The following is a 24,627-nucleotide window of genomic DNA, read 5'->3' as shown; positions in this document are numbered from 1 at the left end:
TAGGAAATTTACCGGATGGAGGCCGCAGCTGTCCATTCCGGCTTCAGCAACGACATCTGCACCAGATCTCCGCGTGTGCCGTCGGCGCGGCCATATGCCTGGCGCAGCAGGCCTTCTTCGCGAAAGCCGAGCTTGCTGTAGAGCGCGTGCGCCCGCAGATTTTCCGGCACATGCGTCAGCCAGATTCGATAGGCGGAAGTTTCGGTGAAGGCCCAGGCGAGCGCGAGCCGCAACATGGCCGTGCCAGTGCCTTTGTTGGCCTCGGCAACGACGACTCGCTTGATGTAGAGGTTGGCGTGCGGGTCGGTGAGATCGCGGAAGAAGACGAAGCCGAGCACCTGTCCCTCTCGACCAACGGCGACCTGATAGGCCGCCGTCGGATCGGCAAGATTGGCGACATGTTCCTGGGTGGTGAAGCGCCCGACCAGGGCATCATAACCCGGCTGACGCTCGGCCTCCATCATGGCGGGAATGTCAGCCTCGGTGGCCGGACGCAGTCCAACCATTAGCTGCCTACGAATTCCACGGCTTCGATCTTCTTGCCGACAAACCGCAGGGCGACACCGCCATTGATCAGCTTCAGCGCCGCATCGCCGAACAGCTCGCGCCGCCAGCCGTGCATGGCCTGAACGTCGGCCTGCTCGCCTTCGACTGCGATCTTTTCGAGATCGTCGGTATTGGCGATCATCTTGGCAGCAACGCCGTGCTTTTCACTGGTCAGTCGCAGCAGCACTTTCAAGAGTTCCACGGCTGGCGCCGTGCCCTCGGGCACATGGTTCTGGCGCTGCACCTGCGGCCAATCGGCCTTTGGGATTGCCAGCGCCGCATTGACGGCCTCCAGGATGGCCGCGGCCGAGACAGACCGTTCCCAACCCTTCGGAATAGTGCGCAACCGGCCGAGCCCCTCGACATCTTTTGGCTGCTGCTGGGCGATTTCGAAAATCGCATCATCCTTGATGACGCGCGAGCGCGGCACGTTGCGGGAGCGGGCCTCGCGTTCGCGCCAGGCGGCAACCGCCTTCATCACCATCAGTTCCTGCGGCTTGCGCAGCCGCATCTTCAGGCGCTGCCAGGCATCGTCAGGATGCAGGTCATACGTCTCGCGCGATTCGAGGATCGCCATTTCTTCGCTGAGCCAGCCGGCGCGGCCTTCGCGCTCAAGTTCCGTCTTCAGATAAAGGTAGACGTCGCGCAGATGGGTGACATCGGCCAGCGCATAATCCAGCTGCTTCTCCGAGAGCGGACGCCTGCTCCAATCGGTAAAGCGCGAACTCTTGTCGATATGGACGTTCTTCACCTTCTGCACGAGCTGGTCATAGGAGACGCTGTCGCCGAAACCACAGACCATCGCCGCCACCTGGGTGTCGAAGATCGGATGCGGAATGAGATTGCCGAGATGAAAAATAATTTCAATGTCCTGACGTGCGGCGTGGAACACCTTGACCACATTGCCATCGGCCATCAGCTTGAAAAACGGCGCCAAATCCAGCCCTTCGGCCAGCGGGTCGACAATCACTTCCAGGTCAGGGCTTGCCATCTGGATCAGGCACAGTTCCGGCCAGAACGTCGTCTCGCGCAGGAATTCGGTATCGATCGTGATAAATTCAGACCCAGCCAGTTTTTCGCAAGCGACTTCTAAATCTTGAGTTGTGGAAATCATTTCGCCCCGACATCTTTCTTCGAAATCATTTCTTTCCTTTCGTCTTGAGCCTTGGTTGTCAAGTTGATGACAGCCATTGAGATGGCCGCAGCAGAAAACTCCCCGGTTTTTCACGGATCGTGATGGAAATGTGTCCTCCCTGCAACGTTGCTGTAGGGCATTCGACCCACTGCCTGCGCTGCATCAATAAACGCGCTTTTCCACCTGGAGACGAACCCTGCGGGGGGGCAATCAGGCGCTTCCCCGCGATCAGTCAGACGACCCTGACATAGCTTGTCATGCCGGTCTTCTGATGCTCGATGATATGGCAGTGCAGAACCCAGTCACCGAGATTGTCGGCGACGAAGCCAAGCTGCACCTTTTCGTCCGGCATGACCAGATAGGTATCCGATATCAGCGGCACAGCCGGGCGGATATTGGAGGAGATGAGTTGGAAATTCATGCCATGCAGATGGATAGGATGGGCATGCGGCGTGTCGTTGACGAGGTCGAAAATATAGCTCTTGCCGAGTTTCAACTCGGCCAGCGGTGCCGTCGGGTCCGGCGTATCGCCTGGCCAGGTCACTTTGTTGATCGCCCAGAAGGAATAGCCGAGCGTGCCGCAGATCGATTCCTTGGCGCCGTTTTCGGCCGTGGCCGAAAGAACCAGCGGAATATGCTGGGCTGAGGCGAGATCGGGTTTGTCGAACGGATTTGGCGAGAGCGGCGGCACCTCTTTCAGATCCCGCTTCAGCGAAGCGCCTGTAGCGCGGAAGCTGACGACGGTCTTCGGCGTGCTCGGCCGGATATCGATGAGCCGCGCCTCGCTGCCTTCGCTATCAGGCATTTTCAGGATCAATTCCATGCGCTGGCCGGGCGCAATGATCGCAAGATCGAGCGGCTGGATGGCGGGCACCGGCTGGCCATCCAGCGCGATGATCACGGCTTGCGCCCCTTCGAGCTTCAGCGTGTAGATCCGCGTCACGTCGGTATTGACGATCCGCACCCGGGTGAAGCCGCCGCTCGGCGCGTCATAGCGCGGCTCCACCTGCCAGTTGGCGGTGCGCACCGTGCCGAAGGTGCCGGCCCGCGCCGTGTCGCGCGGCTTGAACAGCGCGATGAACTGGCCATCGTCGCCCAGCCGCCAGTCGCGCAGATTGAGGTCGATCTCGGCGTCGAAGACCGGGTCCTTGGTGTCTTCGACCACGATCATTCCAGTCATGCCGGTCGCCATCTGCGTCAGCGTGTTGCAATGCGGATGATACCAGAAGGTGCCGGCATCCGGCGGGGTAAAGGCATAGTCGAACCCGTCGCCGGCATAGACGTAAGGCTGGGTCAGGAACGGCACGCCGTCCATGGCATTGGGAATGCGCAAACCGTGCCAGTGAATGGTGGTGGCATCGTCGATATGGTTGGTGAGCCTTGCGGCAAAAGGCTCGCCGCGCCGCATGCGGATGGTCGGCGCCATGGCCGCCGCCTGCCCGGGCAGAGCAAAGCTCATCATCTTCTTGGTGTCGTGGCTGCCATCCAGCATGGCGGAGGTGAACCGTGCCTCGATCTGCAACGGTGTTGGCGCCGCAAACGCGTCGCGCACCCCCTGCACCCGGCTAGCAATGCCAAGCCCCGCACCGTAAGCGCCGACGATCGCGCTCGCCTTCAGCAGATTGCGGCGGGTGAGGTGGCGGCTTGAAAGCATGGACATGGGCAATGGTTCCAGCATCATACGGGATGCCGGAACTCTTAAAGTTGATTGCCGTGTTCAGCAATATGCCGGGCTGCGGCAAATCGGCTATTTCTTCTTCACAGTTCCGGGAGCGGCCAGCTTGCTGAAAAATGCGGAAGTCCTCAGCAAGGCTCGGAAGCGGTAGCGGCGTTCTTCGGTCGGGACCGGCTCGCGCGCCCGCATCCTGAGCAGCGTATAGGCAATGAACAGCACGAGCACGACGACCATGTAGGAAAACAGCGCCCGCGGCCCGAAATGATCCAGCAGGATTGACGCGAACATTGGTCCGACAACGGCGCCGCAGGACCAGAAAAACAGCGTGCCGGCCGAGACCAGCGCATGCTGGCCGGGGGCGGCATGGTCGTTGGCATGAGCCGAGCACAGCGAATAAAGCGGCATCGCAAAGGCGCCGAACAGGAAAATGCCGATGAAATTGAGGACTTCGCTGCTGCCGGCCACGAAAGCCAGGAACAGGCCGGCCAGCATGGCGCCACCGGCGGCGACCAGAATGATGGTGCGCCGATCCAGCTTGTCGGAGTAATGGCCGAGCGGATATTGCAGCACCACGCCGGCAAAAATTCCCAGACTCATGAAGGTGGCAATTGCCGTTACCGACATGCCGATGCCTTCGGCATAGATTGGCCCGAGCGAGCGGAAACTGGAATTGGTCAGCCCCACGACGATGCAGCCGACCGTGGCGAGCGGCGAGATCTGCCAGAGCGCCTTAATATTGAATTCCACATGCCGGGGCGGGGTCGGATTGGTGCGGTCGGCAAAGGAAATCGGCACGAGAGACAGCGACAGCGCCATGGCCACCAGCGCAAACAGATTGACGCCGCCAATGCCCACGGCGGGAATGACGTATTGGGCGACGGTGACCGAGCCGAGATCGACGAAGCGATAGATGGAGAGCGTGCGCGCGCGGGTCTCGTTGGTGACCCGCGCATTCAGCCAGCTTTCCACCACGGCAAACAGGCCGGCAAAACAGATGCCCTGGACGAGGCGCATTGAAAACCAGGCGGCGGGGTGAATGAAGATCAGCATGCAGATCGAGGCGGCCGAGGCAATGGCTGCCAGCCCCGCAAAGGCGCGGATATGGCCAATCTCCCGGATCAGCCGGGTGACATAGATGCAGCCTATGGCAAAGCCGATATTATAGCCGGTGCCAACCACGCCGATCATCGTCGTGGAAAAGCCCTCGTCGAGTGCGCGCAGCGAAATGAAGGTACCTTGCAGGCCATTGCCGCCGATCAGAATGCCGGCGGTGACGAGCAGGGGCAGGAGCGGGCGAATATCATGCATGGCGGGCCGCATTTCAAATCAATCTGAGTCGGACTATAACAGCATTCAGGATTTCGTCCGGCAGGAGATGCCGATATACCGCGAATCCAAAGCGTAAAAGCCTGTAGCCTTGACAAATCGGGCCGGCCATGCGCTTTTCCGCCCGATTTTCCATGCCAGCCCACTGCGCTCCGTGGCGCCCGTGCTGACCTTTTACACATGTCCAGGATCGTTCGAAATGCATCGTTACCGCAGCCATACCTGTGCCGCTCTCCGCAAGTCCGACGTCGGTGCCACCGTGCGCCTGTCGGGCTGGGTTCACCGCGTCCGTGACCATGGCGGCGTGCTCTTTATCGACCTGCGCGACCATTACGGCATTACCCAGGTCGTCGCCGATCCCGATAGCCCGGCCTTCAAGCTGGCCGAGACCGTGCGCGGCGAATGGGTGATCCGCATCGACGGCGTCGTCAAGGCCCGTACCGATGAGACGATCAACAAGACCATGCCGACAGGCGAAATCGAGCTTTATGCCAAGGAGATCGAGGTCCTCTCGGCCGCCAAGGAACTGCCGCTGCCTGTCTTCGGCGAGCCCGATTATCCTGAGGACGTGCGCCTCAAGTATCGCTTCCTCGACCTGCGCCGCGAGACGCTGCACCGGAACATCGTCAAGCGCACCCAGGTCATTTCGGCCATGCGCCAAGGCATGGGCGAGATCGGCTTTGCCGAATACACCACTCCGATCCTGACGGCGTCCTCGCCGGAAGGTGCACGCGACTTCCTGGTGCCGAGCCGCATTCACGAAGGCCAGTTCTTCGCCCTGCCGCAGGCGCCGCAGCAGTACAAGCAGCTGCTGATGGTCGCCGGCTTCGACCGTTATTTCCAGATCGCGCCTTGCTTCCGTGACGAAGACCCGCGCGCCGACCGTCTGCCGGGCGAGTTCTATCAGCTCGACGTCGAAATGAGCTTCGTGACCCAGGAAGACGTCTGGGCGACGATGGAACCGATGATGACCAAGGTCTTCGAACAGTTTGCCGAAGGCAAGCCTGTCACGAAGCAGTGGCCGCGCATTCCCTATGACGAAGCGATCCGCAAATACGGCTCCGACAAGCCCGACCTGCGCAACCCGATCGTCATGCAGGCTGTGACGGATCATTTCCGCGATTCCGGCTTCAAGATCTTCGCCAGCATGATTGCCTCGAACCCGAAGGTCGAAGTCTGGGCGATCCCGGTCAAGCACACAGAGGCGACCGGCCCGATCGGCCGCGCCGTCTGCGACCGCATGAATGGCTGGGCGCAATCGACCGGTCAGCCGGGTCTCGGCTATATCTTCTGGAAGGAAGAAGACGGCAAGGTCGCCGGCTCGGGCCCGCTCGCCAAGAACATCGGTGAAGAGCGTACGGCAGCCGTTGCCGCTCAGCTCGGCCTTGGCGCCGGCGATGCCTGCTTCTTCGTGGCCGGTGATCCCGCCAAGTTCTACAAGTTTGCCGGCGAAGCCCGCACCCGCGCCGGCGAAGAGCTCGATATCATCGACCGTGACCGGTTCGAAATGTGCTGGATCGTCGACTTCCCGTTCTACGAATGGAACGAAGAAGAAAAGAAGATCGACTTTGCCCACAACCCCTTCTCCATGCCGCAGGGCGGTGAGGAAGCCTTCGACACCCAGGACCCGCTGACGCTGAAGGCCTATCAGTATGACGCGGTTTGCAATGGCTTCGAAATCGCTTCTGGCTCGATCCGTAACCAGTCGCCGGAACTGATGGTCAAGGCCTTCGAGAAGGTCGGTCTGAGCCAGACCGATGTCGAAGAGCGCTTTGGCGGCCTTTACCGCGCCTTCCAGTATGGCGCGCCTCCGCATGGCGGTTGCGCCTTCGGTGTCGACCGGGTGATCATGCTACTCGTCGGCGCCAAGAACCTGCGCGAAATCTCGCTGTTCCCGATGAACCAGCAGGCGCAAGACCTCTTGATGGGCGCTCCGTCGCCGGCCACGCCGACGCAGCTGCGCGAACTGGCGCTGCGCGTGGTGCCGACGCCGAAGAAGGACTAAGCTCATGTGGTCCCGGCTGGTCAGCCATATCCGGGATGTTTTCAGCCATGCCGTCGCCGCAGCCCTGGCTGCGGCGCTCGCGTTTTATGCGGCCCATTGGCTGTTCGGTCATCAGCAGCCGATCTTCGCTGCCATTACCGCGATCATCTGCCTTGCGCCTGGTATTCCCAACCACCTGCGCCAGGCGATCAACCTGACGACGGGCGTTGCCATCGGCATTGCGGTCGGCGAAGTGATCTTCCTCCTGCCGATCAGCCCGCTCGGCATCCAGATCCCGCTTGCCGTCTTCGCCGCCATGCTGCTTGGCGCGCTTCCCAACCTTGCCCCCGTCACCCCGATCCAGGCAGGCGCCTCCGCGCTTCTGGTCATCGTCCTCGGCCCTGCCACCGGCGGGCTGGTGCGGCTGATGGACGTGATCGTCGGCGTCTGTGTCGGCCTCGCCTTTGCCCTCATCCTGTTTCGCAATGCGACCAGGTTTCATGACAAGGCCAAGGAACAAAGCGCTGACGATGCGGGGCAGGGGCCAGACGGGAAATAGCAGGTTGTCTTGTCTGACTTCATCGTGACCGACGCAAACGCTTTTTATGTCGCGTTTACCCCCTCTGTCCTGCCGGACATCTCCCCCACAAGGGGGGAGATCGGCAAGGGTCAGGCCCTTCGTTTTACAAAGTCATTAGTAAATGGGAAAACGGCGACCTATCGGTAGAAGCGGACGGCTGGCCGCATCCGATCTTCCTCCTTGTGGGGGAGATGCCTGACAAGGCAGAGGGGGGCCACGGGTAGAAGGGTAGTGTGGTGCAGCCGGTTCGATTTGAGCCTGACAGCCCCGAGAGATAGGCACAAAAAAGCCGCCCATCCGGCGGCTTTTTCAGATCATGACCTCATGCGGCGATCAGTTGTTCGCCGTCACCTTGGCGCCAAGCACCTTCGGCAGGGTTTCCGGTGCACCCATGGCGGCACCAACGATCATCGGGAAGGGAACCGGCTTTTCCGGCGTGGCCGAAACCGTCAGGTTCTTCGGATTGTCGATATAGGCGTTGACGGCAGCGGTGACGACATTCTGGAAATCGCCAAGCTTGGCCTGGGCCAGCATCAGCGGTACCATGGCCTTGACCATCTGGCCCATGTCCTTGCCCGATACGCCCTGCTGGCTGCCAGCATAGGCAAGCGCCCGCTCGGTGATGCCGGCATCGTCAAAGCGGATATCGGCGCCGAGGAAGGACATCTGCTGCATCAGGCCGAGAATGGCGATACCCGAAGCTTGCTGCGCCTGCGGGTCCTTGGCGTTGGCTTCCATCGCCTTGGCCGTTTCCTGCAGCTGCTTGACCAGATCGAGCGTATAGCCGGACAGGCTGAACGACAGGCTCAACTTGCCGACATTCTTGAAGTCCACCACGTAGCTTTCGACATCGATCGTGCCGGACTGTAGCTCCCAGCTGCCCTTTACGGTCATGCCGCCATCGAGCATGGAGAGGCCGAGCTTTTCGATTGCATCCTTGCTCTTGGGGTCGTCGATGGTCGAGAGATCCAACTTGAAGCCCTTGATCCAGCCGTCGAAGGAAACGCTGGCGCCATCGTCCTCAATCGTCGAGGTGCCCTGGGCTTCCGCCATCGACAAGACTTCCTTGCCTTCCGAGCGGACGCTGACCGGTCCGACATGGGCCTTTTCATAGACCAGCAGCGAGGCGAGATCGCCGCTGTCGGTCTTGGCCGGGATGGTAACGCCAGCCAGATAGAGATCCGACGCATTGATGGTCGAGCCCTTCTCGACGAGGTTCAGCGGCTGGAAGTCGACCCGGTCGATTTCGTAGGAGCCGTCCTCATTCTCGCTGACGCCGCTCATCTTCACGTCGCCGATCGAAACAGGCGTCTGATTTTCGCCCTTGGCGGGCTTCAACTTGGTGTCACGCAAGGTGACGACATCGCCGCTGATGTCGACTGAGCCGGCAGTAATCGAAGCGGTGCCGGCGGCATAGGCGGCGTTGATCTTGGCCAGCAGATCCTGGCCATCGAGCGCAAACGCCGAGGAGGGGAGAATGGCGATGGCAGCACTGGCCCAGAGGAGGCGACCGGCAAGCAGCGCGGCGGATTTATGTGTCGTCATAGCAATTTCCCTCTAAAACAAAAGGATAAGCGCGGTTGCGCGATCAAGCTCCTTTATAAGACGACGCGCGGCTTCGCCACGCCTTTTGTGAGGCAGATCTGATTTTATCTTAGCCGATGGCTGCCCGGCGGGCCATAATCCACAAGCGCATCCCCCGGAATCCTTGCCGTGCAGGGGGTTCTCGGTTAGGCAGTACCCATGGGAAAAAGTCTTTTACCACCTGGCGACGGCGGCGATAACATCACGCCGGTCGATCTGAAGTCCGCGCTGGAAGAGCGCTATCTGGCCTATGCGCTATCGACCATCATGCACCGGGCGCTGCCCGACGTGCGCGACGGCTTGAAACCGGTGCATCGGCGCATCATCCATGCGATGAGCGAAATGGGTATTCGGCCCAATTCCGCTTTCAAAAAATGCGCGCGTATCGTCGGCGATGTCATCGGTAAGTTCCACCCGCATGGCGACCAGTCGGTGTATGACGCGCTGGTGCGTCTCGCCCAGGATTTTTCCCAGCGCTATCCCGTGGTCGACGGCCAGGGCAATTTCGGCAATATCGATGGCGATTCTGCTGCTGCCTATCGTTATACCGAAGCGCGGATGACCGATGTCGCGGCTCTGCTGCTTGAGGGCATCGAGCAGGACGCGGTCGATTTTCGTCCGACCTATAACGAGGAAGACGACGAACCGGTCGTGCTGCCGGGCGCCTTTCCCAATCTGCTGGCCAATGGCGCGTCCGGCATTGCCGTGGGTATGGCGACTTCCATCCCGCCCCACAATGCCCATGAGCTTTGCGACGCGGCCCTTCACCTGATCAAGAACCGCGACGCGACGGTGGAGGATCTCTTCGCCGATCCCGCCAATCCGCAGCGCGGCGGCATCGAAGGCCCTGACTTCCCGACCGGCGGCATCGTCATCGAAAGCCGCGAAAGCATGCTGGAAACCTACCGCACCGGTCGCGGCGGTTTCCGGGTGCGGGCGAAATGGGAAACGGAAGATCTGGGCCGTGGCGGCTATCAGATCGTCGTCACCCAGATTCCGTTCCAGGTGCAGAAATCGCGGCTGATCGAAAAGATCGCCGAGTTGCTGATCGCCAAGCGCCTGCCGCTGCTGGAAGACATTCGCGATGAGTCAGCTGAGGACGTTCGCGTCGTGCTGGTGCCGAAGAGCCGCACGGTTGACCCGACGATCCTGATGGAATCGCTGTTCAAGCTGACGGAGCTGGAAAGCCGCATCCCGCTCAACATGAACGTGCTGTCGCAAGGTAAAGTGCCCAAAGTGATGGCGCTGAACGAGGTCCTGCTGGAATGGCTCGACCACCGCAAGGATGTGCTGGTGCGCCGCTCGCGCTTCCGGCTGGCCGCCATCGACCGGCGGCTGGAAATCCTTGGCGGCTTGCTGATCGCCTATCTCAACCTCGATGAGGTGATCCGCATCATCCGCGAGGAGGACGAGGCCAAGGACGCGCTGATCGCTCGCTTCGACCTCACCGACAACCAGGCCGAAGCGATCCTCAACATGCGGCTGCGCAATTTGCGCAAGCTCGAGGAATTCGAGATCCGCAAGGAGCATGACGCGCTCTCCAAGGAAAAGGCCGAGATCGAAGCGCTGCTGGCGTCTGAAAAGCAGCAATGGGACACCGTTGCCGGTGAGATTGGCGAGGTGAAGAAGAAATATGCCAAGGCGACCGAGATCGGCCGCCGCCGCACGCTGTTTGCCAATGCGCCAGACGCCGATGTCGATGCGATCCAGCAGGCGATGATCGAAAAAGAACCGATCACCGTCGTCATCTCGGAAAAGGGCTGGATTCGCGCGCTGAAGGGCCACAGCTATGACAAAGCCGCCCTGACCTTCAAGGAAGGCGACGGGTTGCGCGTGGCCTTCCCGGCCCAGACGACGGACAAGATCCTGCTGGTGACGACAGGCGGCAAGGTCTACACGCTTGGCGGCGACAAGCTGCCGGGCGGGCGCGGCCATGGCGAGCCGATCCGCATCATGGTCGACATGGAAAATGATCAGGACGTGCTGACCGCCTTCGTTCACGACCCGAACCGCAAGCTGATTCTCGCCTCGACCGGTGGCAATGGCTTCATCGTCTCGGAAAGCGAGATCGTCGCCAATACCCGCAAGGGCAAGCAGGTGATGAATGTCACCATGCCTGACGAGACCAAGCTGGTGGTGCCCGTCTCTGGCGATCACGTCGCCGTCGTCGGCGAAAACCGAAAGATGGTGGTCTTCCCGCTTGCCCAGATCCCGGAAATGAGCCGCGGCAAGGGCGTGCGTCTGCAGCGCTACAAGGATGGCGGTGTTTCCGACCTGAAATGCTTTGCGCTGGCCGATGGCCTCTCCTGGGAAGACAGCGCCGGCCGCAGTTTCACCCGCAACAAGGACGAATTGCTGGAATGGCTCGGCGACCGCGCCGGCGCCGGCCGTGCTGTCCCGAAGGGCTTTCCGCGCAGTGGCAAGTTCAACGGCTGAGCGCTGGTGACGCCGGCATAAGCTGGCGTCGTTTTAAAGCGAGATCGCTATGACATTGAGGCGAGGGGCATCGGTAAGATGCACCCTCGTTTTTCTTTTCCGCCACTATTGTAGTCGGACTAACACGGCGCTTACGTCGTGAGCAGCCACCCGATCAGTTGATCGAATGGGTTACCATCGGCGTGTTATCATTGTCGTCGGTGCTGGCGCTGACATGGTTGAGTGGCTTCGACTTGAACACATCAAGCGTTGCCGGGCGGCCGATGAAGAAGCCCTGCACATGGTCGATTTCGAACTGGCGCATCAGGTTCAACTGCTCTTCGGTCTCTATGCCCTCGACCAGGATGCGGTGACCGCGATTGCGCACCAGCGCGATGATGTCGCGCAGCATCGAACGCCCTTTTGGCGTATCGCTGTCCTGCAGGAAGGAGCGGTCGATCTTGACCGTGTCGAAATTGAAGAGCCGTAGCCAGGACAGGCCGGCAAAGCCGGTGCCGAAATCATCCAGCCAGATCCGGATGCCCATATTCTCCAGGTCCTTGATGCAGCGCAGGATGTCCGACTGCCGGTCCATGTTGATGCCTTCGGTAATTTCGAAAGCCACATGCTGACCATCCACGCCGGTATCGATGAGGATTTCCGCGACAGCGGCAGCAAAGCCGCGCGTCTTCAACTGGATCGGCGAGACATTGACGCTCACGACAGGCGCATGGCCCGGCACCAGGATTTCCTGGCAGGCCTGACGCAACGTCCAGAGACCGAGGTCTAGGATGGAGCCTGTCCGCTCGGCGATCGGAATGAAAACAGAGGGCGGCACCGGCGTGCCGTCCAGCAGCTTCAACCGCATCAGCGCTTCTGCCCCATCGATCTCACCGGTCGTGAGGTTGAGGATCGGCTGATAGACCAGAGACACCAGATCATTGGCAACGGCAACCCGCAGCAGGGCTGCTATATGTTCGCTGTCATCGCCGCTCTGCGGATCGTTCGGATCGAACAGCCGCACGCAATTGCGGCCATTGGCCTTGGCCGAATAGAGCGCCCGGTCTGCTTCCGTGATGATCTTTTCGAGCCGTGGTCCGAACCGCGCCCGGGTAAAGGCTGCGCCAACGCTGACAGTCACGACATTCATCCCATCCTTGCGTTGGTCGTGGATGAGAGCCATCTTTTCGACGGTCTGGCGGATTGTTTCCGCCAGTTGCGCCACGTCGTCACGGCTCGAGGTCGGCGCAAGAACAATAAACTCTTCTCCACCATAGCGACCGAGAGAAGCATTGAACGGTATGAGCGCCGTCTTCAGCGCATTGGCGACGAGCACAAGGCAGTGATCGCCAGCTTGATGACCGTAGTAGTCATTGTATTTCTTGAAGAAATCGACATCGACCAGAATGGCGGCAAATGCCGTTCCGGCATTTTGCCAGCCGGCCCAATGATCGCGGAGTCTTTGATCGATGGCACGGCGATTTTCGACGCCGGTCAGATAGTCGGTATTGGACAACCGCAGCAGCGCCTTGCCACGCTCGACGGCTTCCCTGTTCTGCTTGCGCGCCTCAAGGGCATTGAGAAAGACGTTGTAACGCTCCTTGTTGAGGCGCCAGTTTACATAGCTGGTGAACACGAAGCAGGTCACGTAGAAGGTGCCCAAGGCGATGATATATGAGGTTTCCGCCCCAAAGATTTTGATCACCACCCATAGGAACAGAGCGAGCACGGAAGCCGAAGTCGTCATCGACAAAAGAAAGCGCAGACCGAAAAACAGGTTGGCGCCCATCATGAAGATAGCGCCGAAGACCATGTAATATCGGAGATTGGCGACAAATTCGGTGGTTGCGGCCGGGAAAAGCCAGCCCGCATAACCGGCAACAAGCGCCAATGCACATGTCAGGTCGATCAAACGAGCTTTCGGCCCGAGGAACATTTGCGTTTCCAACGCGACCAGCGCCAACGCGCCAATCGCCAAACGGCTGCTCAGCAGCGTTCTTGCCACGTCAGGGACTAGAAGGTGGTCCAGCACAGAGAAACACAAATAGACGATCACCGCGACCCAGAGGCCATGACGCGCCGCTGCGATTCGCTCCGGTTCTGTCTGATTTTGATGCAGTTTCACGACTTCCGCGATTCGCTTTCTGTCTGGCGCATCACGCCGACCGATCCTTACGAGGTCGACCCCTGGCTGATTCATGCTGGGTTGTTCCACTGCGTTTCGCCGTCTTACCGGGAAGGCCGCACCTTCCCTCCATACACGCTATTCACCAACTCAGCACCAGACTTCGTATATTTGGTTTAAATTCAGTTTATTAGTTATAAAATCGGTAAATTTGCCCCTAATTTTAATAGGAAATTTGCTCTGCGTCAAACAGCATTTCCTCAAGAATGTGATGACGATTCATCTATTAACCTTAATCTACAAAAGCTTAAATCCCTCGTCGCCTTCTGTCGAAGGAGACTTTATAGTTATCAAACAGTTAATTTTGTTCCAAAGATATTAAAGGAAGGCCGAACATGCAGTATATAGATACAGCCCTCGACGGTGAAAGCTTGGTCACGCCAGACGCAATTGCAGCTGAAGTTTTTTCTTCTAAAGGTCAGAAGATCGACGATCGCGAGCGTATGCTGGCGGAAACCGAGCTCGCCCTCGCGCTCAACATGGCACTCTCCCAGTTTAAGCAGGAGAAACCGCCTGCTGAAGTGGTTCATTGGATGGCAGGTGCTCTTCACAAGATCCGTAACCGCGTTTCGCCCGCCATATGGCAAACCCTGATTCCGATGGCGCAAAATCATGCGGTTTCGGACTATTTTCTCGAAGACCCCTTCACCAATTGGTCTTTCAGCAAGCCGCGGGGATATTCCGGCGATGCACAGTTGCTCGATTTCATCTACGGCCACGAAAGCGTAGCGGAAGAGATTGCCAATGCGTCTCCGTTGGGCAGCGCCATTTATAACTACACCAAGGACGCATCGTCGTCGGTGGCCGTGCGGGAACGTCGCGATCTTCTTACGCAGCATGTCGACGAGATGGCCACTTCGCGCGGTGCAGACGTAGAGATCATGACCATTGCGGCCGGGCATCTGCGGGAAGCCAATCGTTCGGTCGCGCTGCAGGAAAATCGCATCAAGCGCTGGGTCGCGCTTGACCAGGATCCGCTCAGCATTGGTTCGATCCGCCGCGATTTTGCCGGTACCTGCATTGAACCGGTTGATGGCTCCGTGCGCAGCCTGCTGACCAATCAGCACCGGCTCGGAAAGTTCGACTTCATCTATGCGGCCGGGCTCTACGATTACCTCAACGACAAGGTTTCAGTGAAGCTCACCAAGAAGTGCCTGTCGATGCTGAAGCCGAATGGCGTCTTCATGTTTGCCAACTTCGCTGAAGATATCGTTGTCGACGGCTATATGGAGACCTTCATGAACTGGGCGCTGTTGTTGCGCTCTGAACCTGACATGTGGCGTATCATCCACGCAAGCACGCCGGAAGGCGATGTTGACGCGCAGGTTCGCTTTGGTGCCAATCGCAATGTCGTCTACGGGTTCATTCGCAAGATCGGCTAAATCCCTTTACCGAGATTTTGGTCCGACGTGACTCCCACACCTCAGGACCGTTAGAAACAAGCGCCCGGAATCCACGCGATTCCGGGTTTACTTTTGTTCTTAACACTTAAGTTTACGCGACTATAACCATAGGATCATTCGATCCTTTGCGCCTGTCCCTTCCACACTTGGTTTTAAAGGCTTTCGTTCCATATTGCTTCAAGCGGCGTGAAATCAGTCTCGCCTTGTTAAATTTGCAGGAATGGAAGCGGCGCCAGATTTTATCGTAACGGAACGTCCTGCCACGCTTCGGATGGCAGAGCGTCTGAAGCGATAGAAAGATGCTGCGCCCCCATAAGGAGAGCGACGTCGATGGATCGAGATCTGGAACTGGCAAGACTGTCCAGTCTGCGCAACTTGAAGATACTCGATACCCTGCCGAGCGAGAGCTTTGACCGCATTACCCGCATCGTCTCGCAGTTCTTCGGCCTGCCGGTTGCAGCCGTTTCCTTGACCGATGTGGACCGCCAGTGGTTCAAATCGAAGGTCGGGATCGAGCATAATCAGATTCCACGGTTCAAAGCGCCCTGCGCCGAGGTGGCGCAAACCTGCCAGCCGCTGGTCATCAATGACTTCCAGAAAGACGACTATTACATCGATAGCCCGCTTGGTCAGTCGGGCGTGCGCTTCTATGCCGGTGTGCCGCTGATAACGCCGGATGGCCATGGTCTTGGCGCGCTGTGCGTTCTGGACACCAAGCCGCATGCGGTCGGCGAGCGTGAAATGACTGTGCTCACCGACATGGCGGCCATGGTCATGGCGCAGATTGAAATGCAGCACGCTGTCGGACGTATCGAGGCCGTAAGCGGTTTGCCCAACCGCTTCCAGCTGCTCAGCGATCTCGCTGACATCTGCAAGCATGGCGGAAAAGAGCCGCGACTAATCTGCGTGCTTGATCTCGCGCAGACCCTGCAGTTCGACCGATTAGCTCGGGTCATGGGGCCTTCCCATCTCGATACGGTCATTCGTGCCGTGGCGCAGTTCCTGCAAAACACGCTGGATCAGCAGACCTTGTCCTATCATGTCGGCCCGATGCAATTTGCGCTGCTTCCGTCAGCTATGGCAACGGCCGAAGGACTGCTCCCGGCCATGCAGCAATTGCTTGGCGATGTCGGCAAGGTGGCCGACCTGCGCATGACAATGACGCCATCGATTGGCCTGACCTGGTTTAATCCGCAAACGACCAAGCCGGAAGATGTGCTGCGCTCGATGCAGGGCGCAGTGCAGGATGCCCGCAATAGCGAGACGGGTGTCGCCTTCTTCTCCGACGACCGCGATCTGATGCACCGGCGCAATTTCCGCCTGCTCCAGGACTTTCCCCGGGCGCTGCAAACGCCGGACGAGTTGCATCTGGTTTTCCAGCCGCGCCTGTCACTGGAAACGGGCAAAGTGGAGTGCGCCGAAGCGCTGCTGCGCTGGACGCATCCAGAACTGGGCTCTGTCTCTCCGGCCGAGTTCGTGCCGATCATCGAAGCGTCGAACCAGGTTCGTGCGATGAGCGCCTGGGTCATCGACAACGCGCTCAAGCATCTGTCCGCGCTGCAGGAAGAGGGCGTCGATCTCAAGCTGTCGATCAACATTTCGGCTCTGAATCTCAACGAGCCGGAATTCCTGGAATTGCTGCTGGAAAAGCTGGAACTCTATGCCGTGCGACCTGGCCATATCGAGTTCGAACTCACGGAAACGGCTGTGATGAGCGAGACCGAGAAATCGCTCGACCTGTTGCACGCGCTGCGTGATCATGGCGTGCGCCTTGCCATCGACGACTTCGGCACCGGCTATAGCAGCCTTGCCTATATGCAGAAACTGCCCGCCGATGTCGTCAAGATCGATCGATCCTTCGTCGCGGACATGGCCAACGGCAATCGGGAACGGGTTCTCGTTCACTCGATGATCAATCTGTCGCGCAGCCTTGGCTACCGCGTCGTGGCTGAAGGCGTGGAGACGCTAGAGGCTGCCGACCTGCTGCAGGCGATGGGCTGTGATGAAATTCAAGGCTTCTGGCTGTCGCGACCGATGGCAGTCGATCTCTTGTCGGACTGGCTGCAGCGGCGTCGCAACGGCGCGCAGCAGCAGGAGGATGTTGCCTGAGATGTCAGGTTTTGATGTCCTGGTCTGAGCGATTTGCATCCTGCTGATACCGGGTCCAGCCCTGGCTCAGCAGATGCTCCTGGGGCAGGAAGCGGATCTTGTAGCCCATTTTGCGCGAGCCGTTGACCCAATACCCGAGATAGACGTGCGGTAGCCCCATCTCATTGGCTCGCGTTATATGGTCGAGCACCATGAACGTGCCGAGCGAGCGCTTTTCCAATGCGGGATTGAAGAAGGAATAGACCATCGACAATCCGTCGCTGAGAATATCGGAAAGCGCCACGGCCACAAGTTCGCCGGGACCTTCGCCATCTTCGGGCGGCGGCAGGCGATATTCAATCACCTTGGTCTTCACATGGCTGTCTTCCACCATGATCGCAAAGTCCAGTGCCGACATGTCGGACATGCCGCCCTGCTGATGGCGATGATCGAGATACGTGCGAAACAGCGAAAATTGTTCAGTCGACGGCTGGGCGGCGAATACCGCGCTTGAAAGATCTGCGTTGGCTTGGGCAACGCGGCGCATTGTCCGGTTCGGCTGGAACTCTTTGGCGATGATGCGCACGGAAACGCAGGCGCGGCAGGTCTCACAGGCCGGACGATAGGCAATGTTCTGTGAGCGGCGGAAACCGCCCTGGGTGAGAAGGTCGTTCATCTCTGTGGCCCGCGGTCCGACCAGATGGGTGAACACCTTGCGCTCCATTTCCCCGGCCAGATACGGGCAGGGCGCGGGCGCTGTCAGATAAAACTGCGGAGACGTAGCAGCCTGCGTGTTCATGCTTTGTCGATACGTCCTCTGAGGCTCCCGGAAAGGCGAGGGGGCTTGCGGCCATGCCGAAGTCCATGACGTAGCATGGCGCAAGATTTCAAAACGTCAACTGCCTCATTTCATCATCTGGTTGTTCAACGAAAGATTGCAGTGTGTAGCCGGCTGTCCGCTGGCTTCATCCGGCACGGATGGCGGCTGTACCCAGCAGTAAGTCGTGCGCCAGCCTGGAGCGATCGATAAACAGGCCCGCCAACAGAATCAGCGGCGTCAGCACTGAGTTCAGGATCCAGAAAAGGGCGAGATGGGCAATGGCGGTGATAAAATCGATCTTGGTGCCGTCGACCCTGATCATTGCTATGCCCATGGCGCGCATACCAGGTGTTGCCTGGGAAGCCCCGGCAAGTGACAGGCCGAAATAGAGACCGGCGACGATGAAGAACAAGATGGGATAAAGCAGCCAGCCTAGGCCGAGTGTGATCACCCCAAGGAAAAAGACAACCACGGCCGCCGGCACCCAAAGCAGGCCCACCAACACGTAGTCGATGATGAAGGCGAAGACCCGGCGCGACAGCACACCGCTATAGGCGCGCCAATCGGTCGGAACCGCGGTGGTCACATTCGGATCGAAGCTCATGATCGTCTCCTTGACAGATAACGATCATATGGGAGGTCTTTGCTGCAAATACAATTGCCCTGTCAGCGCAGGGTGCCTGGCCCGTCAGCCCTTACAGCGCCGCGCGTTTTATAGAACGCGCAAAGGGCGCTGTAACACTTTAGACCGGCTGCATGATCTTCTCTCAAACCGTTGTCGATTTAAGAAATTATGCCTTGGCGAGCCGCCTCGCAGCCTCAACCGCGAAATAGGTCAGAATGCCGTCGCAGCCGGCGCGCTTGAAGCAGAGCAGCGTTTCCATCATCACCCGTTCCTCGTCGATCCAGCCATTCATGCCGGCCGCCTTGATCTGCGAATATTCACCGGAGACCTGATAGGCAAAGACCGGCAGGCTGAAGGCTTCCTTGAGGCGCCAGCAGATGTCGAGATAGGGAAGGCCGGGCTTGACCATCAGCATGTCGGCACCTTCCTCGACATCCATGGCGGCATCGCGGACCGCTTCGGTGCCGTTGGCCGGGCTGATGTAATAGCTGTTCTTGTCGCCTTTCAGCAGGCCAGCGGTCGAAATCGCTTCGCGGTACGGACCGTAATAGCCGGACGAAAATTTTGTCGCATAAGACATGATGCCAACCGACTGATGGCCGGCCGCATCGAGCCCGCGCCTGATGGCGCCGATCCTGCCATCCATCATTTCCGATGGCGCGATGATGTCAGAGCCGGCGTCCGCTTGCAGGATCGCTGCCTTCACCACTTGGTCGACGGTCTCGTCATTGACGATTTCGCTGCCGCGCAGGATGCCGTCATGCCCATGGCTGGTAAAGGGATCGAGCGCTACATCGGTGATCACCCCAATATTGGGCACTGCTTTCTTGATCGCCGCTGTCGCCTGGTTGAGCAGGTTATTGGCTTCAAGAATATGGGAGCCGGTCTGGTCGCGCAGGTTCATCTCTATATTGGGGAAGGTGGCGATAGCGGGAATGCCGAGATCTGCCGCTTCCTTGACCGCTTCGACCGCTTTGTCGACGCTCATCCTGTTGACGCCGGGCATTGCGGCAATGGGGTCGATGATGCCGCTGCCGGGCACGAGAAAGATCGGCCAGATCAGGTCATCCACCGTCAGCCGGCTTTCCTGCACCAGACGCCGCGTCCAGTCCGCCTTGCGGTTGCGGCGCATGCGCCGGTGGCCGGTAATCTCGTCGACAAGGTGGGTTTTATTGGTCATCGCGGTCTCCACTCTATCTCGTCATGTCCTGCATTTCTGTCAGGAGTCGCTGGATGCGATTCCGGAAATGCTGCAAGAGCCGGCCGCTTTCGTGCCGACATTCCGTCGATGCGGGATTTATCACGGTGGCGCGGCTTTGCCCACTGCGGCAATCCGACCCCCTCTCCGGCTCCGTCACAGAAGAGGTGTGGCTTATGACGATTTCCGCCGGATGCCTGTACCGGTTCGGGCCAAGATGCAGTAACGTCCAGATATGATCGATGATGTCGTGCAAACACCAAAGCCCAGTCTCGCGGACCTGCTGTTCGTGATTTTTCTGCGTATTGTTGCGCTGGCCTGCCTGTGGCTGGGGCTGCAGTTCTGGGGCCTGCTCGTGGGCATCGGCGGTGACGGGCTCGGCCGCTTCGACCTGATGACCGTGCCCTGGCGCATCGCTGCTTGCGGCCTTGCGGTCGTGCTGCCGGTCGCGGGCGTCGGCCTGTGGATGACCGTGTCCTGGGGTCCTGTAATCTGGATCATTGCCGCCAGCGGACAGATCCTGATGCATGGCCTCTGGCCCAATATCTTCGGGCATAACCCGCTGATCATCGGCTTTCATCTGATTGTCGCTGTGGTCTTCATTACCTTCCGGTTTGTCATTCTCCTGGAGAGGCGCCGGCGGGCGGCATAAGGATTGATTTACCCTGATACACGCTTGGCAAATGGTAAGCCTCTGTTAAGCCTGCGTTTTAAATAGAATTTTATCTGCATTCGATATTGTCACTCACAAGGCGGTTGGAAACCAACAAGGCCGCCACCCAAACAGTGAGGCAGACAGATATGAACACGACCAAGATCAAGCCGCAGATGCCCGCTCTCGATCAGGAAGAGCAGACCATCCGTTCCCTCTATCTCGACTCGCTGCATCTGGTGGAGCGTCTGCACCGCCGTCTGCTCGACGTCATCAAGGACGAATTCGACCGCCAGGGTCGCAACGACGTCAACGCCGTCCAGGCTCTGCTGCTGTTCAACATCGGCAATTCCGAACTGACGGCCGGCGAACTTCGCTCGCGCGGTTACTATCTCGGCTCGAACGTTTCCTACAACGTCAAGAAGCTCGTCGACCTCGGTTTCATCAACCACTCGCGCTCGCGCGTCGATCGCCGCTCGGTGCGCATCTCGCTGACGCCTGAAGGCCAGGACATCGCCGAAACCGTCGCCAAGCTCTACGAGCGCCATGTCGGCTCCATCCAGAAGGTCGGCGGCATCGGTCCCGATGAATTCAACCAGATGAACAAGCTGCTGCAGCGTCTCGACCGCTTCTGGAACGACACAATTGCATACCGAATGTAAAAGTCTATCGTGTTGTTTCGGTTTGCTTATTGCGGTTCACTAAATGGCACGCATAGGCGCAACGTGGCAGCAAAATGCACTCCGTTGCGCTACGCTGCGTTACAGATGCGTTGCACATCTCGGTACTTCTTAAATCTCCGAATCTCAGAGATTGTGGACGGGCTGACACCGTACCTGATGGCAAGCTCACAGGTTCCTACTTTGCTCTCCCGTATTGCGACAACATCCGCCTCCGTAAGGTTGGCCTTGGGGTGGGATGAACCACGCATCGGCTCGTTGCGACCTCTGAGAAGCATGTCCGCCGTGTTCTGCTTGGCAGTTCCTTGGTAAAGGTGCTGGGGGTTGCAACAGGCTCTAACGTCGCAATGGTGAAGAACTAGAAGACTGGTATCAATAGCGCCGTGGCATAACTGTTCGGCCTTTGCCTTCAGTTGCCAGGCTGAACTTGCCAAGCACGGCGTCCCGTCGCTGGTGCGCGGTTGTCATCTGCCGGGGGGGCAGGGACATGCGGTCACGGTGACGGCGGATGGCTGGGTTCTGGATGTGCGGGAGCGTTGGGTAGCGAGCGGTCAGCCATGTAGGTTCAGGACACTATGCTTGCTATCCATCTGGCAGAATCTGTTCCAGAGGGTAGGGATCGTTCAAAGGCGTTGGAGCGTTTGGTTTTCGTAGTCGCAGAACGTGGCGCGGTCCCACCAGCGTATTTGTCTAGCTCAGCGGCGAAGGCTTCAAATCGTAGACAGCGCACCTCTTCTAAAGAACCGTCAGAAACTGATACGCAATAGGACAAAGGTTGCCCATGCAACCCTGCCTCACGGCGAGTAGCAGGTGGAAAGTGTCAAGTCACTTCGCGGGGATCCGCTTGCGGGCGGAAGGGTCTTGATACGTGCGAGGGTAGAGCCCTAGGATGGCGCGGTCCAAGTAATATACGCTTGCCCGATGCCCACCAGAATAAGCGCAAATGTCAGGACAGATAGGACAATCTGCTGTCGGATTGACTGGTTATGACGTTTCTCTTCCATAACATAGCGGTCGAGTGCTGCCATTCCTGCTCCATTCAGTCGGTAGGTGTGGTCCTCATAATCCAAATGACCATCAGAGCGGAGTGACCGTAGGAGGAGATTGTAGTAGTTCAGTGTTACATCGCGTTGCGGATGGGCGAAGCTTCTAAGGCTGTACAATTGTTCCACAACAGTCACATGCGATACCGCATATCTAAGGTCTTCGGTTGTCTTATCAACGAACATTCTAAGCACCTCAATGCGGTGGCGGCGTGCTAGTGGTCGTTTATTGAAGCGGCGCTGAGCAAACGTATCGAGGGTGATCAGTATGCGGTGGTAGCGAGTATAATGGCCGATAATGAACATCAGCGGAGAAGTGCCGCCGAATTCGTACCCACGGAAATAATGACGATATTTGAAGCCATACTCATGCACGACGCGCTTTATGATGCTGGCCTTTGCGCCACTACCGGTAGGCTCGTTGTAATATTGGCCCTCGTAATTGTCACCACTGTAACCAGTCACCAGCGCGCTACGCCTTCCAGTGTCAGGCTCCAGCAGCTCGACTGAGTAGAAGTCGTTTGTGGCTGCTTGCGGCAGCGATAGCGGGATACGTTCGGGAAAATGTTTTTGCAGCGCGATTGATATTGCTTCCCGGTAAATACGATTTTTCAAACCCACAGTCGCCTCCATAAGTCGGGCTACACTAGCAGAAGTTGTTGCCAAGTATCGATGGGTGCGGCATCGTTATCCCATGAAGAGTAACAGCGGCAAAGCAGCGCCTATGCGTCCAGATGGGCGCCCGGTTGGCACGCCGTTCCCTAAAGGGGTATCGGGCAACCCTGCTGGCCGTCCGGTTGGCGCAGTCAGCATCAAAGCCGAGCTTCAAAAGCTTTTACAGACCGTAATCAAAGGCGAGTTCAACGCTCTCACCGAAGAGATTGAGGGTATGCCGGTGTGCCGCAAGATCGCGCTTAACCTTGTCCTCAAAGCTGTCGCAGATGGCGACACGCTTGTAGCTCTAAAGATCATGTAGCAACCAGTAAGGTTGCAATGAGTGGCGTATGATTGCGCCACTCGCGCCGCCATAGGTGGCGTTGCATCGAGGGAAAGCAGGACAAAGCCCTGCGGGTCGGCCGCGCCGCCGCCCATTACAGCAACGCTTTGAGCGTCCTTTGCTTGCATATGACAGTGTTATACAATTTTTTGATGCTTCAGCGGGCATTCAACACACTGTTGTGACCGTTTAGCAACTGACAAGCTTTGGCCATATTGATATGGGAGCGCCGAAGTTTAGGAACGACTGGAGAACCACGGCGTTCTTTGCCGATTGCAATGGCGTGCGGGGGCTCTATATGAAGCTTCACACATGCCGGGCGTGGCCTGTCGGGTGAGCTGAGGGATTGAAGGAAGATGGCAGACAAGAACAATTTGGTTGCGGTTTCGCGCAGAGCCTTGTTGCGTGGCGCTGCAGGACTGGGCATGGCCTCGCTGGCTGGCCAGGCCTTTGCGCAATCTGCCGTCGATGACCTGATCAATGCCCGCTCGCGCGGCAACTGGGACGACCAGTTCGACTCGCAAAGCTCGCGTGCCTCTGCGTCTGTGAGTTCCAATATCCCGATCCTGAGCCAGAGCAACCTGCCCAACGTTCAGCAGGCGATCGCTTCCTATCAGCAGATCGTCGCTGCAGGCGGCTGGCCGGCTATTCCCCCGAACTCGACCAGCCTGCGGCTTGGCGCCGTCGACCCGGCTGTGCAGATCCTTCGCCAGCGACTGGTGATTTCGGGCGACCTGTCGAAGGAAGCCGGCATGTCCAGCTCCTTCGATACTTATGTCGATGGCGCCGTAAAACGTTTCCAGGCCCGTCACGGACTGCCGACTGACGGCCAGATCGGTGAATATACGTTCAAGGCCATGAATGTGCCTGCCGATGTTCGGCTCAACCAGCTCAACACCAATCTGGTGCGTTTGCAGTCCATGTCCGGCGGCGATCTGGGGCAGCGCTTCGTCATGGTCAACATTCCTGCCATGCACATCGAAGCTGTTGAGAACGATCGCGTGGCACTGCGCACCAATGCCATTGTCGGCCGTATCGATCGCCCGACCCATGTGATCAACTCGAAGATCTACGAAGTGATCCTCAATCCTTACTGGACCGCACCGCGCTCGATCGTCGAGAAAGACATCGTGCCGCTGATGCGCAAGGATCCGACCTATCTGACGCGCAACAATATCCGTCTGTTCGACAACAAGGGCCAGGAAGTTGCGCCTGAAACTGTTGACTGGAATGCGCCCAAGGCGCCGAACCTGATGTTCCGTCAGGATCCCGGCAAGATAAACGCCATGGCGTCGACCAAGATCAACTTCCACAATCCGAACAATGAATACCTGCACGATACGCCGCAGCAGGGCCTGTTCAACAAGCTGATGCGCTTCGAATCATCTGGCTGCATGCGCGTTCAGAATGTGCGCGACCTGACCACCTGGCTTCTGAGAGACACGCCCGGCTGGCCGCGCCAGGAAATCGAGCGCGTCATCTCGACCCGCCAGAACAACGTTATCAAGCTGTCGCAGGAAGTGCCTGTCTACATCGTCTACGTCACCGCATGGTCGACCCGTGACGGCGTGGTTCAGTTCCGCGACGATATTTACAAGCGCGATGGCGACCAGCAGCTGGCGCTGCAGTCGAATATCGGCGTCGAGCAGAACCCAGGCAGCATCGAAGACGATAACCTGCCGCGCCAGTAA

The 24,627-nt window shown here is 58.6% G+C and carries 20 protein-coding genes; 9 read left to right on the top strand and 11 right to left on the bottom strand.

Features of this window, described 5'->3' with window-relative positions:
* Window positions 1-8: 8 nt before the first annotated feature.
* From BJF91_RS22270 to BJF91_RS22255, 4 genes are all read right to left on the bottom strand, one after another.
* Window positions 9-506 (bottom strand): GNAT family N-acetyltransferase, encoded by a 498-nt coding sequence (locus BJF91_RS22270; RefSeq protein ID WP_075616718.1) that lies wholly within the window; start codon window positions 504-506, stop codon window positions 9-11.
* A complete protein-coding gene (gene rnd / locus BJF91_RS22265) occupies window positions 506-1,660 on the bottom strand; it encodes a ribonuclease D (RefSeq protein WP_075616717.1) in 1,155 nt (384 codons plus the stop codon). The genes BJF91_RS22270 and rnd overlap by 1 nt, the downstream gene beginning before the upstream one ends.
* Before the next feature lie 253 nt (window positions 1,661-1,913).
* On the bottom strand, window positions 1,914-3,341 hold the full coding sequence (locus tag BJF91_RS22260) for a multicopper oxidase family protein (RefSeq protein ID WP_184412760.1): 1,428 nt from the start codon (window positions 3,339-3,341) through the stop codon (window positions 1,914-1,916).
* An 87-nt stretch (window positions 3,342-3,428) separates the two neighbouring features.
* Window positions 3,429-4,664: an MFS transporter gene (locus BJF91_RS22255; RefSeq protein ID WP_075616716.1), complete on the bottom strand. Its 1,236-nt coding sequence runs from the start codon at window positions 4,662-4,664 to the stop codon at window positions 3,429-3,431.
* 217 nt (window positions 4,665-4,881) lie between these two features.
* Here BJF91_RS22255 and aspS point away from each other — a divergent pair, with 217 nt between their 5' ends.
* A complete protein-coding gene (gene aspS / locus BJF91_RS22250) occupies window positions 4,882-6,687 on the top strand; it encodes an aspartate--tRNA ligase (protein WP_075617015.1) in 1,806 nt (601 codons plus the stop codon).
* A 4-nt stretch (window positions 6,688-6,691) separates the two neighbouring features.
* Window positions 6,692-7,225, top strand: coding sequence for an FUSC family protein (locus tag BJF91_RS22245; protein ID WP_075616715.1), 534 nt, complete (start codon window positions 6,692-6,694; stop codon window positions 7,223-7,225).
* Window positions 7,226-7,579: 354 nt separating this feature from the next.
* Here BJF91_RS22245 and BJF91_RS22235 read toward each other — a convergent pair whose 3' ends face one another.
* Window positions 7,580-8,791, bottom strand: coding sequence for a hypothetical protein (locus BJF91_RS22235; protein ID WP_075616714.1), 1,212 nt, complete (start codon window positions 8,789-8,791; stop codon window positions 7,580-7,582).
* Window positions 8,792-8,989: 198 nt separating this feature from the next.
* Here BJF91_RS22235 and parC point away from each other — a divergent pair, with 198 nt between their 5' ends.
* A complete protein-coding gene (parC, locus tag BJF91_RS22230) occupies window positions 8,990-11,266 on the top strand; it encodes a DNA topoisomerase IV subunit A (protein ID WP_075616713.1) in 2,277 nt (758 codons plus the stop codon).
* A gap of 154 nt (window positions 11,267-11,420) precedes the next feature.
* Here parC and BJF91_RS22225 read toward each other — a convergent pair whose 3' ends face one another.
* Entirely contained in the window at window positions 11,421-13,445 is a 2,025-nt protein-coding gene (locus BJF91_RS22225; protein WP_075616712.1) for a putative bifunctional diguanylate cyclase/phosphodiesterase, read from the bottom strand.
* Window positions 13,446-13,765: 320 nt separating this feature from the next.
* On the opposite strand from BJF91_RS22225, the gene BJF91_RS22220 reads away from it, so the two are divergent.
* The gene (locus BJF91_RS22220) at window positions 13,766-14,812 is read left to right on the top strand and encodes a class I SAM-dependent methyltransferase (RefSeq protein ID WP_075616711.1); all 1,047 of its coding nucleotides are present in this window, start codon (window positions 13,766-13,768) and stop codon (window positions 14,810-14,812) included.
* A 351-nt stretch (window positions 14,813-15,163) separates the two neighbouring features.
* On the top strand, window positions 15,164-16,942 hold the full coding sequence (locus tag BJF91_RS22215; protein ID WP_075616710.1) for a sensor domain-containing phosphodiesterase: 1,779 nt from the start codon (window positions 15,164-15,166) through the stop codon (window positions 16,940-16,942).
* Between the two features lie 4 nt (window positions 16,943-16,946).
* On the opposite strand, the gene BJF91_RS22210 is transcribed toward BJF91_RS22215, so the two are convergent.
* From BJF91_RS22210 to hemB, 3 genes are all read right to left on the bottom strand, one after another.
* Window positions 16,947-17,720 (bottom strand): arginyltransferase, encoded by a 774-nt coding sequence (locus BJF91_RS22210; RefSeq protein ID WP_075616709.1) that lies wholly within the window; start codon window positions 17,718-17,720, stop codon window positions 16,947-16,949.
* 166 nt (window positions 17,721-17,886) lie between these two features.
* Window positions 17,887-18,345: an RDD family protein gene (locus tag BJF91_RS22205; protein ID WP_075616708.1), complete on the bottom strand. Its 459-nt coding sequence runs from the start codon at window positions 18,343-18,345 to the stop codon at window positions 17,887-17,889.
* 187 nt (window positions 18,346-18,532) lie between these two features.
* Complete coding sequence (hemB, locus tag BJF91_RS22200; protein WP_075616707.1) at window positions 18,533-19,546, bottom strand: porphobilinogen synthase; 1,014 nt, start codon at window positions 19,544-19,546, stop codon at window positions 18,533-18,535.
* 253 nt (window positions 19,547-19,799) lie between these two features.
* On the opposite strand from hemB, the gene BJF91_RS22195 reads away from it, so the two are divergent.
* Both BJF91_RS22195 and ldtR read left to right on the top strand, forming a co-directional pair.
* Window positions 19,800-20,216, top strand: coding sequence for a DUF6163 family protein (locus tag BJF91_RS22195; RefSeq protein WP_075616706.1), 417 nt, complete (start codon window positions 19,800-19,802; stop codon window positions 20,214-20,216).
* A 149-nt stretch (window positions 20,217-20,365) separates the two neighbouring features.
* On the top strand, window positions 20,366-20,878 hold the full coding sequence (ldtR, locus tag BJF91_RS22190) for a transcriptional regulator LdtR (protein WP_075616705.1): 513 nt from the start codon (window positions 20,366-20,368) through the stop codon (window positions 20,876-20,878).
* Between the two features lie 89 nt (window positions 20,879-20,967).
* On the opposite strand, the gene BJF91_RS25595 is transcribed toward ldtR, so the two are convergent.
* Both BJF91_RS25595 and BJF91_RS22185 read right to left on the bottom strand, forming a co-directional pair.
* Window positions 20,968-21,330: an HNH endonuclease gene (locus BJF91_RS25595; protein ID WP_162843908.1), complete on the bottom strand. Its 363-nt coding sequence runs from the start codon at window positions 21,328-21,330 to the stop codon at window positions 20,968-20,970.
* A 450-nt stretch (window positions 21,331-21,780) separates the two neighbouring features.
* A complete protein-coding gene (locus tag BJF91_RS22185; RefSeq protein WP_139310820.1) occupies window positions 21,781-22,560 on the bottom strand; it encodes a hypothetical protein in 780 nt (259 codons plus the stop codon).
* Between the two features lie 73 nt (window positions 22,561-22,633).
* Here BJF91_RS22185 and BJF91_RS22180 point away from each other — a divergent pair, with 73 nt between their 5' ends.
* Together BJF91_RS22180 and BJF91_RS22175 are read left to right on the top strand one after the other, a co-directional pair.
* Complete coding sequence (locus BJF91_RS22180) at window positions 22,634-22,915, top strand: DUF5681 domain-containing protein (RefSeq protein WP_139310819.1); 282 nt, start codon at window positions 22,634-22,636, stop codon at window positions 22,913-22,915.
* Window positions 22,916-23,292: 377 nt separating this feature from the next.
* A complete protein-coding gene (locus tag BJF91_RS22175; protein WP_075616702.1) occupies window positions 23,293-24,627 on the top strand; it encodes a L,D-transpeptidase family protein in 1,335 nt (444 codons plus the stop codon).

The sequence above is a fragment of the Gillisella taibaishanensis genome, assembly GCF_001938985.1.
Lineage (GTDB): Bacteria > Pseudomonadota > Alphaproteobacteria > Rhizobiales > Rhizobiaceae > Allorhizobium > Allorhizobium taibaishanense.
Note: the sequence above shows the minus strand (reverse complement) of the source record. Positions and strands in the feature narration are given on the sequence as shown.

Coding starts and splice junctions, on each gene's coding strand:
- BJF91_RS22270 (WP_075616718.1), bottom strand. CDS start 506: ATGGTTGGACTGCGTCCGGCCACCGAGGCTGACATTCCCGCCATGATG.
- rnd (WP_075616717.1), bottom strand. CDS start 1,660: ATGATTTCCACAACTCAAGATTTAGAAGTCGCTTGCGAAAAACTGGCT.
- BJF91_RS22260 (WP_184412760.1), bottom strand. CDS start 3,341: ATGTCCATGCTTTCAAGCCGCCACCTCACCCGCCGCAATCTGCTGAAG.
- BJF91_RS22255 (WP_075616716.1), bottom strand. CDS start 4,664: ATGCATGATATTCGCCCGCTCCTGCCCCTGCTCGTCACCGCCGGCATT.
- aspS (WP_075617015.1), top strand. CDS start 4,882: ATGCATCGTTACCGCAGCCATACCTGTGCCGCTCTCCGCAAGTCCGAC.
- BJF91_RS22245 (WP_075616715.1), top strand. CDS start 6,692: ATGTGGTCCCGGCTGGTCAGCCATATCCGGGATGTTTTCAGCCATGCC.
- BJF91_RS22235 (WP_075616714.1), bottom strand. CDS start 8,791: ATGACGACACATAAATCCGCCGCGCTGCTTGCCGGTCGCCTCCTCTGG.
- parC (WP_075616713.1), top strand. CDS start 8,990: ATGGGAAAAAGTCTTTTACCACCTGGCGACGGCGGCGATAACATCACG.
- BJF91_RS22225 (WP_075616712.1), bottom strand. CDS start 13,445: ATGAATCAGCCAGGGGTCGACCTCGTAAGGATCGGTCGGCGTGATGCG.
- BJF91_RS22220 (WP_075616711.1), top strand. CDS start 13,766: ATGCAGTATATAGATACAGCCCTCGACGGTGAAAGCTTGGTCACGCCA.
- BJF91_RS22215 (WP_075616710.1), top strand. CDS start 15,164: ATGGATCGAGATCTGGAACTGGCAAGACTGTCCAGTCTGCGCAACTTG.
- BJF91_RS22210 (WP_075616709.1), bottom strand. CDS start 17,720: ATGAACACGCAGGCTGCTACGTCTCCGCAGTTTTATCTGACAGCGCCC.
- BJF91_RS22205 (WP_075616708.1), bottom strand. CDS start 18,345: ATGAGCTTCGATCCGAATGTGACCACCGCGGTTCCGACCGATTGGCGC.
- hemB (WP_075616707.1), bottom strand. CDS start 19,546: ATGACCAATAAAACCCACCTTGTCGACGAGATTACCGGCCACCGGCGC.
- BJF91_RS22195 (WP_075616706.1), top strand. CDS start 19,800: ATGATCGATGATGTCGTGCAAACACCAAAGCCCAGTCTCGCGGACCTG.
- ldtR (WP_075616705.1), top strand. CDS start 20,366: ATGAACACGACCAAGATCAAGCCGCAGATGCCCGCTCTCGATCAGGAA.
- BJF91_RS22180 (WP_139310819.1), top strand. CDS start 22,634: ATGAAGAGTAACAGCGGCAAAGCAGCGCCTATGCGTCCAGATGGGCGC.
- BJF91_RS22175 (WP_075616702.1), top strand. CDS start 23,293: ATGGCAGACAAGAACAATTTGGTTGCGGTTTCGCGCAGAGCCTTGTTG.